This window comes from Mycolicibacterium sp. Y3, from assembly GCF_051188035.1.
Lineage (GTDB): Bacteria > Actinomycetota > Actinomycetes > Mycobacteriales > Mycobacteriaceae > Mycobacterium > Mycobacterium fluoranthenivorans.
Map to the genome: position 1 here is coordinate 4,825,234 of NZ_JAVQLT010000001.1, position 24,912 is coordinate 4,850,145.

24 protein-coding genes are annotated in these 24,912 nt (G+C 62.9%); 10 read left to right on the forward strand and 14 right to left on the reverse strand.

Features of this window, described 5'->3' with window-relative positions; genetic code table 11:
* Positions 1–22: 22 nt before the first annotated feature.
* Positions 23–1,774 (forward strand): sulfatase-like hydrolase/transferase, encoded by a 1,752-nt coding sequence (locus QN239_RS23475; RefSeq protein WP_499014098.1) that lies wholly within the window; start codon positions 23–25, stop codon positions 1,772–1,774.
* 26 nt (positions 1,775–1,800) lie between these two features.
* Here the strand turns inward: QN239_RS23475 and QN239_RS23480 are convergent, their stop codons facing one another.
* The gene (locus QN239_RS23480) at positions 1,801–2,469 is read right to left on the reverse strand and encodes a YceI family protein (RefSeq protein ID WP_499014100.1); all 669 of its coding nucleotides are present in this window, start codon (positions 2,467–2,469) and stop codon (positions 1,801–1,803) included.
* Between the two features lie 48 nt (positions 2,470–2,517).
* Between QN239_RS23480 and QN239_RS23485 the strand changes: the two genes are divergently transcribed.
* The 3 genes from QN239_RS23485 (at position 2,518) to QN239_RS23495 (ending at position 5,383) form a co-directional block, all read left to right on the forward strand.
* A complete protein-coding gene (locus QN239_RS23485) occupies positions 2,518–3,345 on the forward strand; it encodes an oxidoreductase (RefSeq protein WP_499014102.1) in 828 nt (275 codons plus the stop codon).
* A gap of 42 nt (positions 3,346–3,387) precedes the next feature.
* The gene (locus QN239_RS23490) at positions 3,388–4,995 is read left to right on the forward strand and encodes a peptide chain release factor 3 (RefSeq protein ID WP_499014104.1); all 1,608 of its coding nucleotides are present in this window, start codon (positions 3,388–3,390) and stop codon (positions 4,993–4,995) included.
* 64 nt (positions 4,996–5,059) lie between these two features.
* Positions 5,060–5,383 (forward strand): hypothetical protein, encoded by a 324-nt coding sequence (locus QN239_RS23495; RefSeq protein ID WP_499014105.1) that lies wholly within the window; start codon positions 5,060–5,062, stop codon positions 5,381–5,383.
* A 209-nt stretch (positions 5,384–5,592) separates the two neighbouring features.
* On the opposite strand, the gene QN239_RS23500 is transcribed toward QN239_RS23495, so the two are convergent.
* The 3 genes from QN239_RS23500 to QN239_RS23510 all read right to left on the reverse strand — a co-directional run bounded on the left by QN239_RS23500 (position 5,593) and on the right by QN239_RS23510 (position 7,945).
* Positions 5,593–5,931, reverse strand: a complete 339-nt coding sequence (locus QN239_RS23500) for a hypothetical protein (protein WP_139169877.1) — start codon at positions 5,929–5,931, stop codon at positions 5,593–5,595.
* Positions 5,932–6,209: 278 nt separating this feature from the next.
* Positions 6,210–7,037, reverse strand: coding sequence for an SDR family NAD(P)-dependent oxidoreductase (locus QN239_RS23505; protein WP_499014107.1), 828 nt, complete (start codon positions 7,035–7,037; stop codon positions 6,210–6,212).
* Entirely contained in the window at positions 7,034–7,945 is a 912-nt protein-coding gene (locus tag QN239_RS23510) for a haloalkane dehalogenase (RefSeq protein WP_499014109.1), read from the reverse strand. Before QN239_RS23510 ends, QN239_RS23505 begins: the two co-directional genes overlap by 4 nt.
* A 96-nt stretch (positions 7,946–8,041) precedes the next feature.
* Between QN239_RS23510 and QN239_RS23515 the strand changes: the two genes are divergently transcribed.
* The 5 genes from QN239_RS23515 (at position 8,042) to QN239_RS23535 (ending at position 12,635) form a co-directional block, all read left to right on the forward strand.
* Entirely contained in the window at positions 8,042–8,347 is a 306-nt protein-coding gene (locus QN239_RS23515; RefSeq protein ID WP_499014111.1) for a WXG100 family type VII secretion target, read from the forward strand.
* 3 nt (positions 8,348–8,350) lie between these two features.
* Positions 8,351–9,934, forward strand: a complete 1,584-nt coding sequence (locus QN239_RS23520) for a DUF4185 domain-containing protein (RefSeq protein ID WP_499014112.1) — start codon at positions 8,351–8,353, stop codon at positions 9,932–9,934.
* Positions 9,935–9,975: 41 nt separating this feature from the next.
* A complete protein-coding gene (locus QN239_RS23525; protein WP_499014114.1) occupies positions 9,976–10,494 on the forward strand; it encodes a hypothetical protein in 519 nt (172 codons plus the stop codon).
* Between the two features lie 541 nt (positions 10,495–11,035).
* Entirely contained in the window at positions 11,036–11,542 is a 507-nt protein-coding gene (locus QN239_RS23530) for a hypothetical protein (RefSeq protein WP_499014115.1), read from the forward strand.
* 136 nt (positions 11,543–11,678) lie between these two features.
* Entirely contained in the window at positions 11,679–12,635 is a 957-nt protein-coding gene (locus QN239_RS23535; protein WP_499014117.1) for a DMT family transporter, read from the forward strand.
* A 3-nt stretch (positions 12,636–12,638) separates the two neighbouring features.
* Here QN239_RS23535 and QN239_RS23540 read toward each other — a convergent pair whose 3' ends face one another.
* The 6 genes from QN239_RS23540 to QN239_RS23565 all read right to left on the reverse strand — a co-directional run bounded on the left by QN239_RS23540 (position 12,639) and on the right by QN239_RS23565 (position 16,371).
* The gene (locus QN239_RS23540; protein WP_499014119.1) at positions 12,639–13,688 is read right to left on the reverse strand and encodes a DUF7159 family protein; all 1,050 of its coding nucleotides are present in this window, start codon (positions 13,686–13,688) and stop codon (positions 12,639–12,641) included.
* Between the two features lie 76 nt (positions 13,689–13,764).
* The gene (locus QN239_RS23545; protein WP_499014121.1) at positions 13,765–14,163 is read right to left on the reverse strand and encodes a TA system VapC family ribonuclease toxin; all 399 of its coding nucleotides are present in this window, start codon (positions 14,161–14,163) and stop codon (positions 13,765–13,767) included.
* Positions 14,160–14,390 carry an antitoxin gene (locus QN239_RS23550; protein ID WP_499014122.1) on the reverse strand — a complete coding sequence of 77 codons (231 nt, stop codon included), beginning with the start codon at positions 14,388–14,390 and terminating at the stop codon, positions 14,160–14,162. Before QN239_RS23550 ends, QN239_RS23545 begins: the two co-directional genes overlap by 4 nt.
* Before the next feature lie 111 nt (positions 14,391–14,501).
* Positions 14,502–15,464, reverse strand: a complete 963-nt coding sequence (locus tag QN239_RS23555; RefSeq protein ID WP_499014124.1) for an NAD(P)-dependent oxidoreductase — start codon at positions 15,462–15,464, stop codon at positions 14,502–14,504.
* Complete coding sequence (locus QN239_RS23560; RefSeq protein WP_499014125.1) at positions 15,406–15,696, reverse strand: ANTAR domain-containing protein; 291 nt, start codon at positions 15,694–15,696, stop codon at positions 15,406–15,408. Before QN239_RS23560 ends, QN239_RS23555 begins: the two co-directional genes overlap by 59 nt.
* Before the next feature lie 318 nt (positions 15,697–16,014).
* Complete coding sequence (locus tag QN239_RS23565) at positions 16,015–16,371, reverse strand: hypothetical protein (RefSeq protein ID WP_499014127.1); 357 nt, start codon at positions 16,369–16,371, stop codon at positions 16,015–16,017.
* 710 nt (positions 16,372–17,081) lie between these two features.
* Here QN239_RS23565 and QN239_RS23570 point away from each other — a divergent pair.
* Positions 17,082–17,504 (forward strand): very short patch repair endonuclease, encoded by a 423-nt coding sequence (locus QN239_RS23570; RefSeq protein WP_499014129.1) that lies wholly within the window; start codon positions 17,082–17,084, stop codon positions 17,502–17,504.
* Here the strand turns inward: QN239_RS23570 and QN239_RS23575 are convergent.
* From QN239_RS23575 to QN239_RS23590, 4 genes are all read right to left on the reverse strand, one after another.
* On the reverse strand, positions 17,488–19,344 hold the full coding sequence (locus tag QN239_RS23575) for a DNA cytosine methyltransferase (protein WP_499014130.1): 1,857 nt from the start codon (positions 19,342–19,344) through the stop codon (positions 17,488–17,490). The two genes, QN239_RS23570 and QN239_RS23575, sit on opposite strands and share 17 nt — an antisense overlap.
* Positions 19,345–19,407: 63 nt before the next feature.
* Positions 19,408–20,385 (reverse strand): PD-(D/E)XK motif protein, encoded by a 978-nt coding sequence (locus tag QN239_RS23580; RefSeq protein ID WP_499014132.1) that lies wholly within the window; start codon positions 20,383–20,385, stop codon positions 19,408–19,410.
* A complete protein-coding gene (locus tag QN239_RS23585) occupies positions 20,382–23,090 on the reverse strand; it encodes a Z1 domain-containing protein (protein ID WP_499014133.1) in 2,709 nt (902 codons plus the stop codon). Before QN239_RS23585 ends, QN239_RS23580 begins: the two co-directional genes overlap by 4 nt.
* Complete coding sequence (locus QN239_RS23590) at positions 23,074–24,546, reverse strand: ATP-binding protein (RefSeq protein WP_499014135.1); 1,473 nt, start codon at positions 24,544–24,546, stop codon at positions 23,074–23,076. The genes QN239_RS23585 and QN239_RS23590 overlap by 17 nt, the downstream gene beginning before the upstream one ends.
* Positions 24,547–24,912: the final 366 nt, after the last annotated feature.

Below are 24,912 nucleotides of genomic sequence, written 5' to 3' on the forward strand. Positions count from 1 at the left end.
GCGCACGGTGTGAGATTCACATATGGACCCAGACATCGTCATCCTGATGACCGACGAGGAACGCGCCGCGCCGCCCTATGAACCCGAGGCGCTGCGGCAGTGGCGGCAGACCACCCTGGCCGGGTGGCGTTGGTTCGACAAGCACGGCGTGCGCTTCACCCGGCACTACACCGGGTCGCTGGCGTGTGTGCCGAGCAGGCCCACGCTGTTCACCGGGCAGTACCCGGATCTGCACGGGGTCACCCAGACCGACGGTATCGGCAAACGGTATGACGATTCGCGGTTGCGCTGGCTGCGCCCCGGTGAGGTGCCGACCCTGGGCAACTGGTTCCGCGCCGCCGGATACGACACCCACTACGACGGCAAATGGCATATCTCGCATGCCGATCTGACCGACCCGAAGACCGGAAAACCGTTGGCCACCAACGATGCCAAAGGTGTCGTCGACCCGGCGGCCGTGCAGAAGTACCTCGATGCCGACCCGTTGGCGCCCTACGGCTTCTCCGGCTGGGTCGGCCCCGAGCCGCACGGGGCGTTGATGGGCAACAGCGGGTTTCGGCGTGACCCGCTGTTCGCCGACCGGATCGTGGCGTGGTTGGAGGACCGCTATGCCCGTCGCCGCGCGGGCGATGCGCAGGCGTTGAAGCCGTTCCTGCTGGTGGCCAGTTTCGTCAATCCGCATGACATCGTGCTGTTTCCGGCGTGGGCCCGACGCTCCCCCTTGGCCGCCTCACCGCTGGATCCGCCGCCGGTGCCGCCCGCCCCGACCGCGGATGAGGATCTTCGGTCCAAGCCCGCGGCCCAGGCCGCGTTCCGTGAGGCGTACTACTCCGGATACGGCCCGGCCGGGGCGATCGAACGGACCTACCGGCGCAAGGCGCAGGAGTACCGCGATCTGTACTACCGGCTGCACGCGGAGGTGGACGGTCCGCTGGAGCGGGTGCGCCGCGCCGTCACCGAGGGTTCGACGGACGCGGTGTTGGTGCGGACCTCCGATCACGGGGATCTGCTCGGCGCGCATGGCGGGCTGCACCAGAAGTGGTTCAACCTGTACGACGAGGCCACCCGGGTGCCATTCATCATCGCGCGCATCGGTGCCGGAGCCACCTCGGCACGCACCGTCGACGCGCCCACCTCGCACGTGGATCTGGTGCCGACGCTGCTGGGCGCGGCCGGCGTCGACGTGGCCGGGACCGCCGCGGTGTTGGCCGAGACGTTCAGCGAGGTGCATCCGCTGCCGGGGCAGAACTTGATGCCGGTGGTGGACGGCGCCCCCGCCGATGCCGACCGGCCGGTGTATCTGATGACCCGCGATAACGTCCTCGAAGGCGACACCGGGGCATCGGGGGTGGCACGGATGTTCGGAGTCGCCTCGAATCCCCCTGCACCGCTACGCATCAGGGTGCCCGCAGATGTCGCCGGGAATTTCGAGGGGCTCGTCCAGAGATACGACGGGCGGTTGTGGAAGTTGGTGCGCTGCTTCGACGATCCGGGCGTCTGGACCGAGCCCGGGGTGCGGCAGCTGGCGTTCAGCGGGCGCGGCGGCGACCGGTACCGCAACGATGTGCTCGATGACCAGTGGGAGCTCTACGACCTGACCGGCGATCCGATCGAGGCCGTCAACCGCTGGGCTGATCCCACGCTCGATGACGTACGCCGGTTCCTGCGCACCCAGCTCAAGCAGGTGCGGGCGGAATCGGTTCCGGAGCGGCACTGGCCGTGGCCGTACGCGGATCGGCACACACCGGCCAAGCGGGGCTGGTTGCGGTTCTGACGCTCCAGCACACCGGGCCGATCGTGTCAGTTCTTGGCGAGATGCACCAAGAACTCGATGGTCGCCTCCGGCTGGATCTCCAGCACGCCGCCGAGGAGCTTGGGTGGGTGCACGTCGTAGTCGGCGAATGTGATCGGGATGGTTCCGGCGACATCGACGCGGTCACCGTTGCGCTGGATGCTGGTATGTGCGGATTCCGGCCGGGTGACGCCGTGCAGGGTGACGGTCAGGGGGATCTCCACCTCCGCCGCCTTCCCGGTGTCGGGCACCGACGTGAGGTCGACGGGCGCGGTGACCTTGACCTCGGCGGTCGGGAACTTTTTCGCGTCGATGACGTCGGTGCTCCGGAACTTCTCGTCGCGGCCGCGGTGCGTGGACTGCAGCGATGCCGCATCGACGACGAAATCGGCTGACACCAAGCGGGATTCGGCGACCTTGGCGTCGCCGGTGACCTTGCCGGTTCGGCCGTTGACGTCGATCGGCTGGTACAGCAACTTCTCCCGGGCGCGGTAGCCGGCCTGCGAGTCCGGCTGCACCGTCCAGGACCCGTCCACAGCGGTGGTGGCCGGCTGAGCTCCCGCGGGAAGCATGAGAGCAGGCTCCGGTGATCCTTCGACAAAGGTCCGAAACCCCCACGGCAATGCGGCCACCGCGGCGACCAGCAGCACAACCAGGACCAGCCAACGCTTCTTCACGACCAACATCGTGGCAGAAGCCACAGGATCGGGCGGCATACTGGCGACATGTCGACCTGGCTCATCACCGGCTGCTCCTCAGGAATCGGACGTGAGCTCGCGGAGGCGGTGATCGCCGCCGGCCACAATGCCGTGGTCACCGCCCGCGACGTCACCCGCGTCGCCGACCTGGCGGATGCCGCACCGGACCGGGTGTTGCCCGTGCGGCTGGACGTCACGGTCGCCGAGCAGGTCACCGAGGCGGTGCGCCAAGCCGAAGACCGGTTCTCCTGCGTCGACGTGCTGGTGAACAACGCCGGCTACGGATACCGGGCTGCGGTCGAGGAGGGTGATGACGCCGACGTGCGTACCCTGTTCGAGACGCATTTCTTCGGCACGGTCGCCACCATCAAGGCGGTGCTACCGGGAATGCGGGCACGGCGGTCCGGGGCGATCGTGAACATCTCGTCGATCGGCGCGCAGATCACCCCGGTCGGGTCGGGCTACTACTCGGCGGCCAAGGCGGCGATCGAGGGATTGAGCGGATCGCTGCGCGGCGAACTTGCCCCGCTGGGTATTTCAGTCACCGTGGTCGAGCCGGGTGCGTTCCGCACGGACTTCGCGGGCCGTTCACTCACCCAGTCCACGTCGCCAATCGCAGACTACGCCCAGACCGCGGGCAAGCGCCGCATCGAGAACGACACGGTGCACGGCACCCAGTCCGGCGATCCGGCCAAGGCGGCCGCCGCGATCATCGCCGCGGTTGAGGCACCTGAGCCGCCCGGCTTCCTCCTGCTCGGCAGTGATGCTCTGGCGCTCTACCGCTACGTCGCGGAGACTCGGGCCGCCGAGATCGCCACGTGGGAGCGCGTCAGCTCCGGGACCGACTTCTCGTAGATTTCAGGTTTGCCCACCTGGGCAAATACCATCAAGGGTGATATGACCGAGAACGCCCTGGACACCCGCACCGCCGGCCGCGTCACCGCCGAGGCGAAGCGCCGCCGTACCTTCGCCGTCATCAGCCACCCGGACGCCGGTAAGTCGACGCTGACCGAGGCGCTGGCGCTGCATGCCCGGGTGATCAACGAGGCCGGCGCCATCCACGGCAAGGCGGGCCGCAAGTCGACCGTGTCGGACTGGATGGAGATGGAGAAGGCCCGTGGCATCTCCATCACCTCGACCGCGCTGCAGTTCCCGTACCGCGACTGCGTGATCAACCTGCTGGACACCCCTGGTCACGCGGACTTCTCCGAGGACACCTACCGGGTGCTGACGGCGGTGGATGCCGCGGTGATGCTCATCGATGCGGCCAAAGGTCTTGAGCCGCAGACACTGAAGCTGTTCCAGGTGTGTAAGCACCGGGGTATCCCGATCATCACCGTGATCAACAAGTGGGACCGCCCCGGTCGGCACGCCCTGGAGCTGATGGACGAGATCCACGAGCGCATCGGGTTGCGGACAACCCCGCTGACCTGGCCGGTCGGTATCGCCGGTGATTTCAAGGGCGTGATGGACCGCCGGGCGAACAAGTTCATCCGGTTCACCCGGACCGCCGGTGGCGCCACCGCGGCCCCGGAGGAACACATCGCGGCGGCCGACGCTCACGCCGCGGCCGGTGATGACTGGGACACCGCCGTGGAGGAGTCCGAGCTGCTGTCGATGGACGGCTCGGACTATGACCGGGACACGTTCCTGTCCGGCGAGTCCTCGCCGGTGCTGTTCACCTCGGCGGCGCTGAACTTCGGCGTGAACCAGCTGTTGGACGTGCTGGTGGAGCTGGCGCCCCCGCCCGGCGCGATCGTGGATGTCGCCGGTGAGCCGCGCCCGGTGAGCTCTCCTTTCAGCGCGTTCGTGTTCAAGGTGCAGGCCGGGATGGACTCCTCGCACCGCGACCGGATCGCGTATGCACGGGTGTGCTCGGGCACGTTCGAGCGTGGGGATGTGTTGACCCACGCCGGGACCGGCAAACCGTTCGTCACGAAGTACGCGCAGTCAGTGTTCGGGCAGCAGCGTTCGACACTGGACGACGCGTGGCCCGGCGACGTGATCGGGTTGGCCAACGCGGCAGCACTGCGTCCCGGCGACACGCTGTATCGCGATGTGCCCGTGCAGTTTCCACCGATCCCGAGCTTCTCCCCCGAGTACTTCTCGGTGGTCCGCGGCAAGGATCCGAGCAAGCACAAGCAGTTCCGCAAGGGCATCGAACAGCTCGACCAGGAGGGCGTGGTGCAGGTGCTGCGCTCGGACAAGCGCGGCGAGCAGGCCCCGGTGTTCGCGGCCGTCGGGCCCATGCAGTTCGAGGTGGCCGCGCACCGGATGGAGACTGAGATCGGTGCGGCGATCACTCTGGAGTCGCTGCCGTATCAAGTGGCGCGGATCGTGGATCCCGAGGACGCGGAGTTTATGAGCAAGCAGGTGTCCTCGGAGGTGCTGACCCGCTCGGACGGCGTGTTGCTGGTGCTGTTCTCCACCAAGTGGCGACTGGAAGGCTTCCAGCGGGACAACCCGTCGGTGAAGTTGCGGTCGTTGGTGGCGGCCGAGGGGTAAGACGCTCTGGAATGGCGGCGCGGGACCCCTTCATGGGTAATGTCCCGACCGTGGGGGTGGGACGGTGAACATGCACTTCGCTAAACCATCGTTGCGCCGGGCGCTTTGGTCGATCGTCATCGTCTTCGTCGTCAGCAGCGTCATCGCGGGGATCGCGGTGGCAATCGGCTTCATCGTCGGCAAAGACAGCACCACGACGGTGGCAGCTGGTGAATATGTTCGCCTAGTCGTTGTTTCACTGACGGTCTGGGGACCCATGTATCTCCTGATCGCCTGGCAGGTAAGCATCCCAGCGATCATCGGCATCGGCGTGCTTGCTGCGTCCATTCGTCGCGGAATCTCATCAACGAGTAGAGGCAATCCGTCCGCGGATTCAATAACCGAATAGCCACGGCAGCGAAGGGACGACCTCCCCCTGAGAAGCCTTGTCTCATCAGGTAGTCCGAGCAATGGACCCCGGAGATCTGGAGTGACTCTCTGCTGGCGGTTGTCATCATGTGATGACACAGTCCAGAAGAGGAGTACCACGGAGCGCGCCATCCCCGGCGTTCTGCCGCCCGCCACGCGGCGAGCGGCAGAACAGGGAGCAGGCTTAGATCACCAGCATGGGATCGGGTGGAACAGATTCCACAGCGGACCACCACATCTCATGTGGAAATCCGCCGGCGGTGCCCATCCGCCGGGGTTGTTCCAGTCGCCCGGGGGCTCCCAGCCCTCCGGCGGCCGCCAGCCCGGTGCCGGGTATCCGTCGTTCCAACCGGCCCATTCGGGGTGATGCCAGTCAGCCGGTCCTGGTCCACGGTTCCAGCCCGGGCCGTTGTTCCAACCTGGTCCATGCGGACCCCAGCCAGGGTCGGCATTGGCGACACCGGCACCGACACCCATCGCGAGCGCGCCGGTAATCCCCACTGTGGAAATGACTTTCGCAAACTTCATGTCGATGATTCCTTTCAGACCTGACGTCGTGGGAACCGCGGCTACTGGGATCGCAACCGCGTGGGACCCGTACCGGTAGTCCCGATCCGGCGGAGGACGTCTGAAAGTTAGTTTTGCTATCGACCTTAAGTAGAGGCTATGCGCACGGTCAGGATTGCTTGTACAAGTGATAACCAGAGGTCGCAGTGCTGTCACAAAAAGCCATCTGCCAGCTGGCAATTCGCTGGAAGATCGCGATGACCTGGGGTAACCAGTCGCTCACCGCACTCAGCGCTCGTTCAGCTGACGGGTCCGTCTTCCGGTGCGGGCGCGTCCAGGGTCCGCGTCTCGTAGTCGCGACGCTGTTCAGGATGTCCGAGCACGACCTGATTGGGCACGAGCAACCGCTGCAGGGCGCCACGCAGCCGAGGCGGCGTCACAGCCATTGCCAGTGCCGCCAGACCGGCCTTGTGCGGCAGAAACAGTTCCGGCTGTCGACCGTCGACGAGTGCGAGGACCCCGGCCGCGACCTGCTCTGGTGTCAGGAGAGCGACCTTGCCGCTGGAGGTTCCGGCCGCAAGCTCGGTCGCCACCACGGTCGGCATCAACACACTGACGTCGACACCGCTGCCCCGCAGTTCCTCCCGTACCGCGGTGCAGTAGCCGTAGACCGCGTGCTTGGTCGCCGCGTAGGTGGCCTCTCCCGCCGGCGCGAGCTTGCTGGCCGCCGACGCCACCACGACGACGTGTCCCGATCTGCGTTGCCGCATCGCCGGTGTCGCCAACTTGAAACCGGTGATGACGCCCTCGAGGTTGACGGCGATCTGGCGTCGCATCGCGGCCTCGGGTTCCTGGTCAAACGGGCCGACCCACATCACCCCGGCATTGGCGATCAGCACATCCAGTGCGCCAAGACGGTTCTCGATGTCATCGAGGAACCGTTGGTAGGACGCGGCGTCGGTGACGTCGAGCTGCGCGCCGATCGCGCCGGGCAGCTGATCGGCCAAGGCCGTGGCGGCGGTGGCGTCGATATCGCCGATGGCCACCCGGTCGCCGCGCGCGGCCAAGGCTCGGGCCGTGGCGGCACCGATGCCGCGACCGCCGCCGGTGACGGCGACGACCGTCATTGCGGAGTGCGCTGGATGAACGAAACCACTACCGCCGCGAGCTCAGCGCCCTTGTCCTCCTGCAGGAAGTGCCCGCCGTCAGCGATGGTGACGGGTTCGTGGTGCTTGGCGCCGGGGATGTGCGCGGCGAGTACCCGGTCGCCGCCCTGGGTGATCGGATCGGAGTCGGAGAACGCACACAGGAACGGTTTCTCGAAGCGCCCCAAGGACTCCCACGCGGCGCGGTTGGCGGGGGTGGCCGGGTCGTCCGGGCTGGTCGGCACCAGCGTCGGGAACTGCCGAGCGCCTTCCTTGAACGTCTCGTCGGGGAACGGTGCGTTGTAAGCGGCGATGACATCGTCGGGCAAGGAGGTGGTGCAGCCGCCGTTGACGATGGCGCCCGCGTCGAACACCGGTGTCTGCTGGCTGAACTGCTGCCAGGCCAGGAAGGCTTTGCCCGGCGGGCGGTCGCCGGTCGGCAGGAAGGTGTTGGCCGCGACCACGCGACTGAACAGCTCACGGTGCTCCCCGACCAGGCGCAGTCCGATGAGTCCGCCCCAGTCCTGGCACACCAGGGTGATATCGGCCAGGCCGATCGCGGCAATCGCGTCGCGAACCCAGTCGACGTGGGCCTGATAGGTGTAGTCGGTGCGATGCGCGGGCTTGTCGCTGCGCCCGAAGCCGACCAGGTCGATCGCGACGGCGCGCAGCCCCGCGCTCACGAGGACCGGCACCATATGCCGATAGAGGTAGGACCAGCTGGGTTCACCGTGCAGCAGCAGGACCACGGGTGCGTCGGGTGCGCCCTCGTCGATGTAATGCACCCGTATCGGCGTCCCGTCGGCGCTGCTGACCTCGACGTAGTGCGGCTCGAAGTTGTACCCGGGCAGGTTGGCGAAACGCTCGTCTGGGGTGCGCAAGATCTCCATCGGTCGACGGTACCGCCCGGTTTTCGCGTGCTGGGCCGGTTCGGCGCGAGCTTAGAATCGAAGAACGTCCGCGTTGTGGTCGAGGGGGTAGTTCTCATGGGGAAGTCGTTGCGGGTCGATCCGGCCCAGTTGCAGGTCACTGCGGAGTCGTTGAGCAGTCACGCCGAGTCATTCACGGCGGCGCACACGCAGGCGCAGTCGCGCGCAGGTTCGGTGGCGCTCGGAGCCGGCAAGGCCGCCGCGGCGCTGCCGGCGATGCTCAGTGAGTGGCAGACCTCGGCTAGCCAGTTCGCGGCACATCACGTCAAGCACGCGGACGGGCACCGGGCGGCGGCCGCGGCGTACACAAAGACCGACGATGGCGCTGCCGACGAGATCGAGGCCGCCGGGCGCGACCTGTAGCTCGTGGCCCTCACCCTGCAGGAACTGTTGAACTGGCCGCCCGAGATCGGCGACCTGGGCAAGGCCGCACATGACGTGGCGACCAATCACGCCGACTCCGCCGACTTCCTGCGGTCGGCGATGCAGGCGGCGGATTGGGACGGCGAGTCCGGCGATACCGCGCGTCAAGCGGTGTTCTCGACCGCCGGTGACCACGACAAACAGGCCGAACGGATCAAGGCGGCCGCGACCCTGATCGACACCGCGCATCAGGACGCCGACACGCTGGCCAACAAGGTCAAGGACATCCTCAATTACGCGGCCGAGGCGCCGGCGGTGAAGGTGGACCCCGCGACGAATGCGGTGAGCCCACCGGACAGCTACCAGTACATGGACGCCGAGACACAGACCAAGGTGTCCGAGAAGATCGCCGACCTCAAGGCCCGGATCGCCGACGCGATCATCGAGGGCGACCGGATCGACGACGAGCTGGCCAAGGCGATCGCGAAGGCGTCGGGGCTGCCGGAGCCTGCACCGTCTCCGATGACGACGCCGGATCTGGGCCCACTGCAGCCGGGCGAGTCCCGGAACATGGGCCCGGTCGCCGGCACCGGCGCGCCGATCGACGGGATCAATGCGGCCGACCTCGGTGAGGTGATCACCCTGCCCGACGGGTCGAAGGTGGCGATTCTGGGTGACTCGTATTCGGGCGGCAAGCAGGGCGAGGGCACCCACTACCCGTCCGTGGCCGTGCCAGTCAGTTTCGATTCGCAAGGGAAAGCGCACTTCGGGACGCCGTTGACCGGGCCGGACGGGAAAAACGTGCTGTTCCCACTGCCTCCCGAAGCGGTGAAGGCGGGCGCCAACAACTCCTTGCCTGCCGGCAGCATCACCGTCGGCAAGGACACCTACATGATGGTGGTCGGCACCAACACCGGGAAGGGGCTGGCGCCTATCGGCGGGTCGTGGTTGGTGAAGGTGACCAATGAACCGTCGAAAGGGTGGGTGCCGGTGGAGAACAGCTATAAGCCTTGGTCGCCAGTCCCGAATCCGAACGCCGGGCCTGGGCAACCCGCGCTCATCAGCGACCCCACCGCGCTCCCAACACAGATCAGTGGATATCAAGCCAGCGATGGGAAGGTCTACATCGCTGCCGACGGGTTCGACCGTCAGCAGGGCGTCTCCATGTACCGCGTCGACCCCAGCCAGATTGGTGACCGGGATGCATGGCAACCGTGGAATGGGCAGAGCTTCGGCCAGCAGGGGCAAGTCGCCCCGGCGATCAGTGGCGGCAACTTCGGGGAGATCAGCTTTCGGGAAGTTGATGGCCGCCCCGTGTTGTCTGGCTTCAACGCCGACACCGGAGCGACAGAGGTACGTGTTGGAACGGGGGTGCCGACGGGACTTTTCGATACCGCACCCGCCACCGTCGTTGCCGCACCCGGCCGCTGGGAACAGCCGGTTCCCGGTCAGTACCCGCAGAACTACGGCGGCTATATCTTGCCCGGTTCGTCGCTGAACAACCTGGGCATTCTGGTCAGTCAATGGAACACCAGTACCGGCAACCCCTACGTCGTCGAGCAGTTCCAGGTGAATCCGAACCGCTGATGGCTGTTAACGCATCCACCATCCGTACCGATAGGACAAGCATGATCGCCAAAGCCCTCGCTGTTGCCGCCGTGACCAGCGGTGTGGCCGTGCTCAGCGCCGGTATCTCGTCCGCGAACCCGCCCGCGTTTCCCGATCTGAGTGGCTACACCCCCGTCGACATCGCGGACTATCGAATCGACACGACTACACCTGGCCACTCGAGTTCAGGTACCTATTTCGCGACGCCTGATGGCGTGATCTGCAATTTCAGTTCTCTCCAACCGCAGTGCCGCGGAAACAACTTCCCTGCTGTTCCTCCCGCCGCGTCCGATCCCGCTAGAGGACTCAATCGGGCAAATTGGATCGGCACCGTGACTGGTCTGAAGCAGACGAACGAGGGAACCCCGACGAACACATTCAACGGCCAGGCCATCAAGACACTGCCGCCGCTGCACTCGATCACCGTCGGGGGCGCTGTCTGCGGCGTTGACGACCACGGAACCACGGCATGCAAAGACTCACAGGGGCGAGGTTTCATCTTGTCCCCTGAGTGGTCAGGCTGGCTGCCGAAGGTGTAGAGGGTGAGGATGCGCTCGACTACGGCCGTGTTTATCGCGGCGGGTCTGCTTATCGGGAGTTACGGCCCCAAGTCCCGCGCGGACACACCGAAATTTCCAGATCTGGGGGGCTACGCATCTGTCAACGCTCAGGACTACTTGATCGCCTTCGACAATCCTGGCCGGCAGCCGACTATGACCGACTACTTCCTAACTCCCAGCGGAGTCGTATGTGTCATCGATGACGGCGGCGCGGCGTGTTTTGGGAACAATCTCCCGAGCGTCCCGGCGCTCGCAAATCCCGAGTCCAGAGTCAGCTATATGGACACCCAGCGGGGCCTATACCAGTCATCGAACCCTGGCTATGTCGACGGTAACACTATCCACGGGCAGTCAATTCGTACTCTCCCGCCCTCCCATTCGATCACGGTCAACGGGGTCATCTGCGGCGTGGACAACTCAGGGACCACAGCGTGCAAAGACCCGCAAGGTCGCGGATTTGTTCTGTCTACGAACGGTTCGGGCTGGCTGCCAAAGGTCTAGCAGTATGACGATCCACTCGATGTCTGTACTGGCCGCGGCAGCACTGCTTGTTGGCGCGCATTGCCCCGAAGCACATGCCGACACACCGAGGTTCCCTGATCTCAGCCGCTACACACCAGTCGACTTCGCCGACTACGCCATCGACACGTCGACACCGGGATTCACGGCCAGCACCATTGCTTTCCTCACGCCGGACGGCATTTCCTGTGACTTCATGATCGAGCAAGCCCAATGCACCGGTAACAACTTTCCCGGTGTGCCACCGGTCAAGACTGATCCAAGCCGAGGACTCAATGGCGCCAATTGGATTGGCACACTGACGAAATTGAAGACAACGGGGAATCCGGTCGCCGTGAACGGCACGCTTCGCGGCCAGCCTCTCAAGGTGCTCCCACCGTTTCACTCGATCACCTTCAACAGCATGACCTGCGGCGTCGACGGCGCAGGTACCACGGCGTGCAAGGACGCACAGGGTCGCGGCTTCATCCTGTCCCCCACCTGGTCCGGTTGGCTGCCGAAAGTCTGACGGCACCAACGACGCTTCAGGCGCGATCTCGACGCCCGATCCAGCCCCGTCCCGCCGGGCAGTAGTCTTTGCGTGCGCAAGATCAGCCCGGACAACGACGTCGGCTCGATGCGGCACGTGCAACGGGAAGGCAGCGGTGGGGCAGGATCTGGAGCACTCAGCTCGGCGTGGCTGGGTTGCCGGTGCGGCGTCGGCACTCGCATACGGCTCGATGCCGGTCGCGGCCGTGTTCGCCTACAACGTCGGCGCCAGTCCTGCGGTGCTCCTCACCATCCGCGGCATCCTCGGTACGGCCGTCATCGCCGCGCTGTGGCTGCTCAGCGGCCGGGCCCGGCGACTGCCGTGGCGACCGGTGCTGTGCATGCTCGTGTTCTGCGGTCCGCTGTTCGGGGCTCAGGTGCTCGCGTTCTTCATGGCTGTCGAACACGGCGGTGCGCAGATACCGGTCATCGTGGTGAACGTCTGCCCGCTCATGGTGATCGCCCTGGTGTGGCTGCGTGACCGGGCGCCGGTACCCAAGTTGTTGATCCTGCTGGCCTGCGTGGCGATCGCTGGGTTGGTGATGGTCGGTGGCGCCGGATCGGGCGCGGTGTCCGTTGCGGCGGTGGTCCTCACCCTGCTCAGCGCGGCGGGCTACGCCGGGTATCTCGTCCTCAGCGAGCGGTGGGTGCGCCAAGTCGGCACCGTAGCCACCGCCGCCTTGGTGACGATCGGCTCGACGGTGACCACCGGACTCTTCGCCGTCGTCTCCGGCGAGCATTTCTCCGTGCCGGCGGGCGTATGGACAGTGGCCGCCATCCAGGGTGTGGTGTTGATGCCCATCGGCACCGGTGGCGCCCTCTTTGCCGTCCGCACGCTGGGCTCGGTGCCCCTCAGCCTGCTCGGCGCTCTCGAACCCGTCATTGGGATCACCTTGGCAGCAACACTTTTGGGCGAGCGCCTGGACCCAATCCAGTGGATCGGCGTGGCGGTCATCTTGGTCGCCTGCGGCGCCGTGCCCTTCGTCTCCGGCCGGAGCAAGGAGCCGAGCGCCGCCGCGCAGCACCCGTTGAACGGGCTCGGAGCTGGCGAATCTCCGCTCCCGGAGACCTGAGGCCTAGCGGAACCTGCCGATGATCGGGATCTTGTCCAGAATCCGGTCACGCAGCCGGGGTGGCTGCGGCGGCGGGGCTGCCGGCGGCGGCAGGTAGGCCGGCGGCAGCACGGGTGCGACGTTCGCCGGCGCGGCGGGCTCCGCAGCGGGCGGCGGTGCGGCGGGTGCCGGCGCCTGCGGGGCGGGCACGTTCATGAGGGCGAAAGGCTTGCGGGCCATGGCCCGGACGGCGTCCACGCTTGGTGGCGGAGGCGCCGGACGGGCGAGGGGTGCCGAAGCGGCGACCGGCTCGGGCTCTGACTCGCTCACCTGCGGCAACCCATGCGAGGCAAGCACCACTGACACCGATGTCACGAACGCCACGCTCGCGACGCCCAGTGCCGAGGCCAGCAGCTGAACCCGGGAGAACCGTGGCGCAGCGGGCTCCGTCGCGGGCTGGCTGGCCAGCAATGCCGACGCCAGCGCCGCGCCGCGCGTCATCGCGAAGTCCGCTTCGGTGGCGGTGACGACGGGCCGGTCGGTCTCCTCCTGCAGCGCTTCGACGAGTTCCTCAGAGTCTTCCGAGCCGAGGACGAACACGGCGTCCGGGCTGGGGCGCGCACTGCGCACCACCGCGCACACCCGTTCGATCAGAGTGGCGGCGTCTATGCGGTCGATCTGTTCCACCGCGACGTGGTAACCGTCGACGGTCGCGACCACCGCCGCATCCGGTTCGACGATGCACACGACCAGGAAGTCATGCCCGGTCATCTCGGCGATGCCGCGGGCGAGGGCTTCGGTGGCTTCGACCTCGCGGACGGCCACCACGGGTGCTCCCCCGCCGTAGACATCGAGCGCCTCGCGCACCTTGATCGCATCCGACTCGGCGTCCGGGGTCCAGGTCAGCCCGACGGCCGCGAGCTCCTCGTCGGCGGGCAGTGTGGCCAGGTAGTCCTGGATGCCCGCGGCGTCGAGCACCGCCCGGTCCAGGTGGTCTCCCTCACCGGTGGCGCCGTCAACCAGCTCGCCGCGTATATCCCTCGTCGTCACCGAAAGGCCCAGCACCAGGCTCATGGACTTCCCCCTGATCCGTCGACTTCAGGCATGAGGTTACCCATTTGTGACCGAAGGCTAAGCACAAGGCTTGCGGTCAAGACTGTTCGATGAGTACCGCGACGTCGAGGTGAAGCCCGGCCAAGCCGGAGTCCAAAGTGGCAAGTTGTCCGTGCCGAGCTCGGGCGAGTTGAGCAAGGTAAGCGTCGGCGACCTGCCGATGGCCGACGATTCCGTCCATCTGAACATCGGTGAAAGAGAGGCTGTCAGGCCAGAATTCGTGACGCTCGGCGCCGGTGATAGCGGTGACGACTTCGCGCGCTGCGTGTGCGGACTGGCCCTCGCGCAGGAGAAAACGCACGAGGCTGCCCTGGGTGATGGGGCATGTGGCGAAAGCCTCTCCGGATGCCGAGAACCAGGCGACGGCCGCATCGTGATGCACGTGCTCCTCGACCAGCAACGCGATCAACACGTTGGAGTCGAGCAGAACGCTCACTGCTCGTCCTCCAGCGAGCGCACATCTTCCGACGTCACGACGCGACCGACGCTGATGGCGGGCAATCCTGTACGCGGGTTGGTAGAGATCGGCGCCGGTGTGCCACCCGCTCCGAGGCCGCGCCGCATCAGATCCGCCACGGTTTCGCTGAGTGTGCGCTTGGTATCTCGGGCGATCGCCTGAGCCTGTTTGTGCAGCTCGTCGGGTAGATCGATGGTGGTGCGCATATGAAAGCGTAGCACTGCTACATCTCTGCATCATGATGTGCCGATGCAGAGATGACAGTCCGAGGAAGCTCCGAATCAACGGTCCGGGTTCAGAAACTCAACGGTCCGGATTCAGAAACCGAAATAGACCGCGGCCATGTCCTCGCCGCCGTGGCCGGCTTCGCTGGCGGCGTCGAACGCGGCGCGGACCCCGTCCACCAAGGCTGTCGACAGCCCCGCCGCCGCAATCGCGTCACGGATCAGTCGGGTGTCCTTGCGGACGCCGTCGACGCTGAAGTGCGGCGCATAGGACGAATCGATGATCGCCTTGCCCTTCACCTGCAGGTATGGCGACCCCGCGGCGGACCCATCGAACGCTTCCAAGATGAGTCGCTGATCCAAGCCCAAGCTCTTGGCCAGGGCGAATGACTGGCCGATGGCGGCGGCCAGGGCGCTGATCCAGGCGTTGCAGACGAGCTTGAGCTGAGACCCCAAGCCCGGCTCGTCGCCTACCCAGATCGTCTTGCTCCCCATGGCGTCGAACGCCGGCTGCACCCGTTCACGCAGTCCAGGGTCACCGGAGGCCAGCATCACGAGGTTGCCTTGCTCGGCAGGCACTTTGGTGCCCAGCACCGGACAATCCAGGAACGCCACCTCGTGCTGGGCGGCAAGGGCTGCGGTCTGCTCGGCGGCGTCGGTGCCGACGGTCGCGCACTGGACGAACACCGCGTCCGGCTCCAAAACAGGCAGCACCGTGGCCATCACCTCAAGCGTCGCTGCCGCATCGAAGAGCATTGCCACCACGACGTCGGCACCTCTGACGGCATCGGCCGGATCGGAGGCCACCTCGGCGCCGTCGGCGGCCAGCGGCAGCGCCCGCTCTGGCGTGCGGTTCCAGACCGCCACCTCGATTCCCTCACGCAGCAACGACTGCGCCATGCCGGCGCCCATGGCACCCGTACCCAGAACCGCGACTCTCATGGCGTTCATTATTCCCGGGAGCCGACGGGCCGCGACGTGCGTGGGGTGCCGCTGCTCAGGCTGCCGCTGCGGAGGAGCTGAAGAGCGAGGCCCATTCCTGTTGCGCCGCAACATGTGCCGGGCCGGGCGTCTCGTCGTCCGCGGCCCGGCAGGCTGCTATATCCACCAGGGCCAACGCGATCGTCGACAGCGGCACACCGTGGCGGTGTGCAGCACCACGCAGTTCGTCCATCGCGGATTGCGGAGTGCATCGGCGAAGTGCCATCAACACGCCCTCGGCCGCGGCGAGCACTCGATGCTCATCAGATCCGACGACCGCTCCGGGTCCGGCTACTCCACCAAACATCGTCACAACTCCTTCAGGTCCTTCGAACGAGAGTGCCGTTCTGCGTCCGCACGATCAGCAGGTGCACTTCCGGCGAAAGGCGGATACCCCGAACAGGAGGGTTCTAGTCCTGATCCTGGCCGAGCGATGTGTGCCGTCCGGCACAGTTGCACGAATGGCCGACCGGTTCACTCCTGCCGTTCCGCGATACGGAGACGCGTGTGGGTTGGGCGTTTGGTGTCGCAACCACGTCTGCCTACTGCCTGTCGGTGCCTGACGGACGCAAGTGGCACGGATCGAACAGGGCACTGATAAGCCGCTTCCAACTGGAGGGGTCGGTCAGCCGTAGTACCCCAGTAACGGCAGCGTCAGAACCGCGACGCCCGGACCGACCAACAATAAAAGCAGCAGGCCACTCGGTCGCACGCGGTAGCCGCCACCGCGAACGATGGAACCGATCGCACTCAGAACGCCGGCGACGAGCAGTCGGGTCGCCAGATGGATGTCCGCGGAAACGTGAGCGGTTCTGGTACCGCCGTCGAAGTCCACGGCGAATTCGGGGCTGGCCCACACCTGCAGCGCAATGCCAGCGGCAACGCCGAAACAGATCGCTGAACACCAGCACACCAGTCCGCCCAGTCCGGCCGGGCGGGAGCCCGCTTCGTGCTCGATATCGGCAGGGAATCCGGCTGGCATGGGATCACTCTGCGCTGTTGGGTTTGGCCGATACATCGGTAGAACTACTCATAAAGCCGAACTGTCGAAGGCGAGTTCAGTCGCGGAGTCGCTGCGATCAGAGGCTGACGACCTTCGTAGTAAGCAGACCCGCGGTCAGCAGGCGCGGGGGCTTGGCTTGCGATATGGACCAGTCGCGGTGCACCGTTGCTCATCGATGGTCTCCGCAATTCTTATGTTCGACGTGCAACTCCAGCGAGCCAATCAATACGAGGTTTCTTGGTCGGCCCGTTGAGAAGAATCCGACGCACTGGCTACGGGCCGAACAGTCTTCGCATTCATCTACGCTAGGCGTTCTTCCAATCTGAGATCGATTGCGCCGCAAACGGCCGCACCCGGGGGTCGAGCACCAGCGGCAGCCTGACCGAACATGTTCGAACGAGAAGGGTTGCCACGTACATGACTACACAGATCTCTACGGCGCAGGCCTAGGCGCAGCCCCGCGGTTCGCACGCACATCGACACCTTCAATGTCGGCCGTTTGGGCCATCAGATCCACCACAAGACGATCGCGTTCTATCGATTCCACGGACCCGTGACGACTGTTTGCGTCGGCAGTACACTGTGTTGGCGTGAGCATCACCTCTGAGCTCTATCAAGGACAACGGTTTTGATTGTAAGCCTTTGGGCGCCCATCGGATTCAGCGATAGTTCAATGAACGCCGTGTAGCGTGGCCGAATGGGTTTCGACGGACCGTGGAGCGCACTTGCGCGGAAGGCGGACTTCCAGTACTCACCCTGAGGTTGCGCTCAGGCGCGTGCTCCACGCGCGTGGCCTTAGGTTCCGGCTAGGACGCAATATCAACGGCTACAAGCCAGATATAGTACTCCCACATTACCGCACAGCCATATTCGTCGATGGTTGCTTCTGGCATGGTTGCCCCCAACACGGCCCGAAGGAGTTCACCGGCCCAAACGCACGCCGATGGGCTGACAAACTCACCGCAAACCGAATCCGAGACATCGCAGCCGTCGAAGCGCTGACAACCGCTGGATGGTTCTGCCTGCGTATCTGGGAATGCGAAGTTGAGAAAAGTAGCGAGCAGACCGCCCAACGGATTATTGACATCTTACATGCTAGGTCTCCGTCCTAGCGGCCGCAAAGTATGCGCAGCAAGTCGACAAAGGGCACTGCTCGCACGTCGGTTTATGAGGGGTACATACCGACTCCCCTATAAGCCTGACTGCCGCCATCCGCAAGGGTGCGTCAGAACCACCACCGACAAGCCGAACTAAGTCAACGCGCCCATCCGTCAATCGGTTGGACTCGTTGGACTTCGATCCAGCTACACGCGCGGCGACTCGCAGAACTCCTTGGCCGGTCAATAGTATGTCAGCGCCGCACAATAGCCAGAAAAGTTGGGACTCAGCAGGTTTGAGGGGAACGGCAGCAACTACCTCATCTAAGTCGATCCAAAGCTTCCGCTTCCTTAACAACGGGCGCAGTCGCCGAAGAGCGGCAGCTGGACTGCCGCTCAATCGCTCCTCCGCATCAGCTAATGCTGATGCTTGCAGTACAGCTTGGCCTCGAATCGACTGCAACGCATCACCCAATATCGTCGCCCCCACCCTGCAACCCGCAGTAACCGCGTGGGCCACCGCAACAGGAGGCGTTACGGCTGTACCCGGCAACATAAACCAATGCTTAGTTCTTCTCTGTCGCCTCGCCCAAGTAGTTAAGTCCGCCCGGACGCTAAACCAATTCGTTTCGGGAGGTGACAGACCATCTTGAGGCGATAGCACCCGAGCTGCGGCCTCCGCGAGAAACGGCGGCACCGCGTTTCCTATCTGGCGAAACGCATCGCTACGTGTTCCGGCGAAACGAAAGCTGTCACCGAAGGTCTGGATACGAGCGGCTTCACGAACAGTTAACGTGCGTGGTTCTTCTGGATGTATATACCAGTAACCATCTTTTGCGATGTGAGCAGTGATTGATCTACTGACATCATTCCAATCCAGACGCTTGTACTTGTCATCGAATGAATCGGCATTGTAACGACGAAGCTCTGCGGGTATCTCTGAGTACAGTGTCTTCGAATTCATCATGTTGAAGATTTGAAGATCGTCTGGCCTCACCGCCCGCGTCATGTGGTCATAGACCACTCCGGGGGTAGCTCCTCGGCGCATTCGCGCAGAGAAACTCGAAATATCTCTACTTTCAACGTAAGCCAACTCCCGCGAGCCAGTACCTCCTCTGAGGTTTGGCAGATCACCAATCGACTCGCGCAATGTTGTAACAGTGCGTTGACTTTCGGGCCAATGAAAGCCGTGGCCGTCACGTCGAGCGAACAACAGCAGCCGCTTTCGGTGCTGCGGCACCCCGTGCTGCCACGCATCGACGAGTCTAACCATAGTTATATAACCGACGCTCTCAAGTTGGTCAGTCATAGATCTAATCACTCGAAAATCGTCACCGAGGGCCATGTCTGGGACGTTCTCCATCAAGATTGCTCGAGGCGACAATCGAAGGGCCACATCCAGAAACGCTGACCAAAGCTCTCGTCGCTCATCGACGTCGGCTCGCAATCCCGCGTCCACCAGACTTCGGATCTTGCTACGGCCCGCCCGGCTGAATGGCTGGCAAGGCGGCCCACCCGCCACAAGGTCAACCTCAATACCATCAAAGAGTCGAACCAATGTATCCCTGGACTGTCCATCCCCGAGATCCAGATCTAACGCCAACCCGGGGAAGTTGTGACGATGAGTTTCGAGCGCTCGCTCGTCATGATCCACCGCAGCAGCAACTGACCATCCGGCAGAATCCAAACCAGCGCTCAGTCCGCCAGCACCGGCAAAAAGGTCAACGGCAATTCGCCGGCCCGACGTCTGTTGCTCCTCGCACCACTTCCTCAACGTTCGCACCGTCGGCCCCTCGGGGTGCGGCGCTAGCCTGAGCTGGTCACTTCGTTTCAGCGTGACCGCGTAATGTGACACCGCAGGACTCCTCCCTCTACGCCTTGGGCCAGGAGATCACACCTGGACTAGCACTTTCAAGCTTCACCTACACCACACTTGAGATGTCGTGCCCACCAACCAGTCGCCGCACGCATTCATATCAAGCTGGTACGACACATTTGTGATGGCGTTGGGTAGTCCATCGGTGAACGAAAACTCCGTCAGTCTCGGAAACCCATCGGCAACACGGTAAAGCGATTCATCCAGGATCCGATAGCTGGCTGACGATTGGCCACTGGCGGCTGGGGCGTAACCCCGTTTAGCCACCTTCTCAAGCAAATCACCTCGGGCGACTACGTCGTCCGAGAGCGCGTTAACCGCGGCCTCCACGAGTCCGTCGAGGCTGTTGGCCGCCAGGTTGTCCCGCCTCAGTCGCAGGCTAAAAAGGTACAGCTCCCCAGTCTCAGGGTCCGCAAGTTGATCGAGATGCTGCACTGTATGCACGAGGGCACCGGAGCGCGAGGACACCTTGACCTCGACTGACCGCTCCGGCCATTGGAAATCATGCCTCGCTCCATTAGAGGCGTCCCATGCGCGGACCGACTCCGATGTAACCCCAGCCCAGCGGAGCAGGAACCACAGCTCCCCAAACAGCCCCGTAGCTTCCGAAGCCGAAAATCTGCTGCCATCAACACCCCAGAACCAGCGCCACTGACTGAGCACTAACATAAGCTGGTCCCGCCGAGCCTTCAGATCCAAGTCCAGCACAGCACTCAGCACATTCGCAGCTACCGACGAAAAGGTGCCCGTTACGGCGGGATCGAGGCAAGCGAGGTCGATGACATGCGCATCTGGCTTACCCGCAATACGACGCGTCCCCACAGTGACGCCCAAGCCATGCGTACTGGCGGTATTTGCATGAACGCCAGCAGGAACCTCTACCAACAGATGTTGCTGGCCCAAGACATCTCGAGCAATCCAGACGCCTGTTCCTGGAGCGGCTTCGTGCGCTTCCATCTCGTCGAGTGACATGGGAGCAGGAAGCGCTCGCCAAACAACATCAAATTCGTTAGGAGTCATAGGGTCCCTTGCGGTCGGGGAGCCGACACGTATTCACGAGTGGCATCGGTCGAGCTGAACGGAAATGACACCGCATATGCGATTAGCGTTTGGGCACGCGACGGATCCGCGAATAGTCGGACACGGTTTGAAGAGGCGTTCGCGCCCGGCGACGAAAAGGCGCTAATTGGGTAAAGCATCAGCAAGCCTTCCACAGGATCACGGCGACTCCGATATGCCTCAGCACGCGATCCGTAGTGGCCGTCTTCGAATTCTCGGTCGGCATCAATTATTTGCTGATCTGAAAGTCCAATCAATTCGTCACCCGGGTCCGTTACAACACCAAGCGAGGTTGGATCGTTAGCCAACCGACTACGTGATATCAGTGGAACCCTAGGCATTCCGTAGACACCTAAGTCTTCAGTCCATCCAGCCTCGTCGCGTTGCCGGATCGCGGATGACAGGAGAACTCGCCAACGCATCAACTCGCCATGATGCAATTGATTATCAATGTACTCAACCACTGACGGCGGATCGATTGCAAACTGATTCATCACGCGAAAGTCATATAGAAAACGCTTAACAACGTCGGGGCTGACAGCCGACCAAGAAGGTTTGGCATCACTCTGCCCGTCGGCCTGCCCCAACGAACTCAAAAGCTGTCTGGTGACGTCCAAGTTTGCAAGCAATGCATCAGTTGGCTTCTCCGGAAAACGCAGTGTTTGCACTCGTTCACCTGCGAAGTTCAAATTGACTCGGACTGCGGCCTGCATCTTGCTCTCCGACGTGATCTGCATGAGCGGATGGGTCCGAACCTTTGGCACAAATCGGGTCGGAGTTAGGCGATCGCGCTTGTAACGAGAAATTTGTCTACGAAGCTCTTCTTCTGCAGTCGCGAGGTCGTGAAAACAAGTCACCAATTGTTCAGTGCTATATATTCTCGTAAGGTCAACGAAGCGCCCGCGGTAGCCAAACCAACGCCCCATCTGCATAAGTGTGTCATAATAAAGAGTTTCCCGGACGTAGTAGGAGACCAAAAGACCTTCAATTGTGAGCCCTCGGCTCAATTTGTTTCCACCAATTAGAACCGCCTTGAGGGTAGGTTCATGGTCGAAATCGACGGTATCCGACCAGTTAGAATTCAATATTCTTACGTCAATCCCGTCGCGCAAGAGCCTATCAATATAGGGCTCGATCACATCGAACAACCTATCCAGGTCTAGATTGATACTGATCGTCAGGGGCCGAAATCTGTCATCCCAACGCGCCTTTAAAAGAGGTCTGTACTCGCTGGACTCGTATAGCCAACGCTGACGAATGTACGCAAGCTCAGCCCGAACCTCGGGACCAAGCGGATCTTGCATCGCTCGACGCATATCAGTGTGAATAAGCATCGTGCAAGGTTCATCCTTACCTGACCTTTGGAGCCAGGCCGCGGAGGCCAAGACATAGTCCACCAATGCCTGCTTCAGCGTAGGTGGAGCAATCGGAACAAAGCCAGCCCTTTGCCGAGGCGGTGGAACCAGCATTTCAACCTCGTGGTCCGGTACGAATTCTATGACGTTAAGGCCGTCTTCATCTGCGCTCGTTTGCGCATCGGCAGGAAGGCGATCACGACCAAAAAGCTGTGTGGCCCCGACGTAAAGTCCACCCGGTGGAGTTGGCAGAGAAATAATGAAATTCCTCGGAAAAAGATCATTACCACCCTGGACATCGTAAGCTGACGGATCGATGAGCACGTTGGCGAACGGGGTTGCTGTGTAAGCCACGTAAGAACAACGAACGAAGCTTCTGAGGAGAAGCCTGATATTCAGATTTATCGTGCTTGGATCAAGCTCATCGTCGTCGAGGTTGTCTCCATCAAAGTCGCTGTCGCCGACAAGATCGACTTCTTCCCGGGCTTCAAAATTCCGATTACCGCCTGTGTTGATTGATGCCTGGTCAGCTTCGTCGTCGATAACCAGCACCGGGACGTGGTCGGGAACCCGACCGTCCATCCATTCGATCAGCCGTTCTAAGCGTGTCTTATTCTTCTTTACAACAAAGATCACATTTTCGTTTCCTTGCAGCAAGGCAGCATTAACTGCCCCCGGATCGAAATCACCCCATACCTCGGACCCCGTCATCCACTGCCATCGTTTACCGGCTTCAGGCTCCCCAACACCAGCGACGTTCTCCCGACCAAGGTCTCGCTCCAGCCGCCTCTGCGTCTGTTGCCGGAGGGTGTTGTGCAAGCCCGACAGTACGATCACAATCTTGTAGCCGGCGTCAGCGGCCTTAGCGATTAGGGCCGAGAAGTTCTGCGTCTTGCCGCTCTGCACGTGGCCGATGACCAAGCCGCGGATGGCGAATCCAGTTTCGAGATGGGGATCTTCGAGATGTTCTAGCACATCGTTGCTGGCACGATCCAGGTCATCGATTTCGAAGTCTTCCCGACCTAAGTCGTGCGCCAGGAAATTCCTTTGCCGGCGCCAGTAGTATCCGCTGGACGGGTCGAAATTCGCGAACCAAGGGCGTGGACCGCCTTCGGACAACACGTCTGGCCTCAGCACCTTGATGGTAGTAGACGACTGCCTCTCATAAGCCTGTCGAACTGCTTCGTGGTCAGCTGGGGGCACCAAACTCCCCGCAGCATCTAAGGCTTCGTCCAGAGTAATTCCATCGCGCGTTATTAAAGCTCGCAGAATGCGGATATGACCATCAATGCGTTCACCATCCAAGTTCATGCGCTACCTCAGGTGCCGTGCGCCGCAAGCTTGCGACGATCTTTTCAAGGGCTTCTTGTTCGCCCGCCGCGCGGGCAGCCTCCTCTATGGCTTGACGAGTCGACTGAGCCGACTTGTCCTCTGCGTCTACCGGTGGAGGTTGCGGAGGGTTGCCGCCGTGCCCACTTCCGCCAGCCAGCGCCCCTCGTCGCGCTGAGGACGAGGGGGGGCTATGCGACGGACGGGGCGACGGCTGGGAGGGGCCACCTGACTTAGACTCCTTGCGGTATCGCTGATTTGCGACCCTAACTACTTGTGCAACCACAGGCTCTAGATCAGATCGTAGGTCAGACGGCAACTTCACAATCGCTTTAGAAATATTAATGCCGAATGTCGAATCAAGGTCCGGCGAAAAGTCAATCGCGACACGTGCGAGCTTTAAGTGTTCGTCCGAGGTCCGCATACGACTCCAGCCTCCCCACTGGATTAAACGATTTGCACGGTAAACGTAAAATCCCTGTTGCCGATTCCACTTCAGTGGACCAGATGCACGCTGCCAAGCGGCAACGTCAGAGAAATCTCCTTTTTCGGGGAGGACATACGGACGGACGCGGACAATACCGACTCCATTCTCGGAGGCCACCCGGAAGTCGTGTTCAGGGAGTGGGGTAGTAGCTGTCTCAGCCTTACAGAATGGATCCCATGCTTCAACTTTCGATCCATTGACAAATATTTTCAATCTTGTGCGTTTAACCTCGCCGGAGATAAATCGATGGAACACCATCCCCAGGTGTTCGGCAACGGCCTCGGCTTGCTCTAGCAGTTTCCGCTTTGCCCAACCACCCCACGGATCTTTATAGTCAAGCACCCTGTCGAGATCTTCCCACAGTACGACTGTGCCGGTAGTTTCTTGCAACGGATCAGTTAGATGGGCGGGCCTCTCCGAAGGATCGACTATAAGGATCTCCCACCTGTCTGTTTTCTCAATATGCTCTAGATCAAGAGCTCTAGCCTCGATTCGAGCCCGTTCGGGTGACCGCCGTGACGCAACCACGACGCGCCGGCACTGCGACGTCGAGGCTGTCTTTAGACCGAAGCCGAACTTGCCAAGGTCGTCACCGTCGTAGTCCCGCACCGATCCATAGCGCAGAGCCTCCGTCAACGTCGACGTATCCATTCCTGAACCGTTGTCAGATACCCGGATCCAGGAGTCTGTGCCGTCGAAAATGAGGTCCACGTTAACGCATGAAGCTCCTGCAGAAACGCTGTTATCCACAAGATCGGCGATGGCTTGTGGTAGCTCGTAGCCGATATCACGAAGCGATGAGATCGTCCTTGCTGCAGCTGGTACGACTTCCTCGACCTTCAGCTTCTTCCCGCCGCCGCTACGTGTCGATCCCACCAGCTCTGCAACCTCTCCCCCAATAGCCACGACCTCGTTCGCAATCGAGCGTAGGTTATGTGGCCTCTTCGCCATGCTAAGCACGGGGCGATTCGGGTCCTCCACCTTTCTTAGGCACGTCACGACCACGCCGCGCTCCCAGTCATTGGGCCATGGCGGGTTCGACGTGCTTGTCGTTCGCGGGTGAGCCTGGTTGATCCCACGCCGGTAGCGGTGTGTGCCATGAAATGTGGCGCTGGCGATTCAGGCGAAGCCCGATCTACCAACCTGCGCTCAGACGTTGGGCCCGGACCGCGTGGCGATGAGCTCTTAGCCGCCCAAGAACATACGTAGGGAATCGACAAGAGGTTTGGCCCTCCACCCAAAGTCGGGCTCGCAATTGGAGGCGCAATACGCCTACGGGCTCAAGACTCTCGTTTACGGGATAGTAGGACGAGGTTG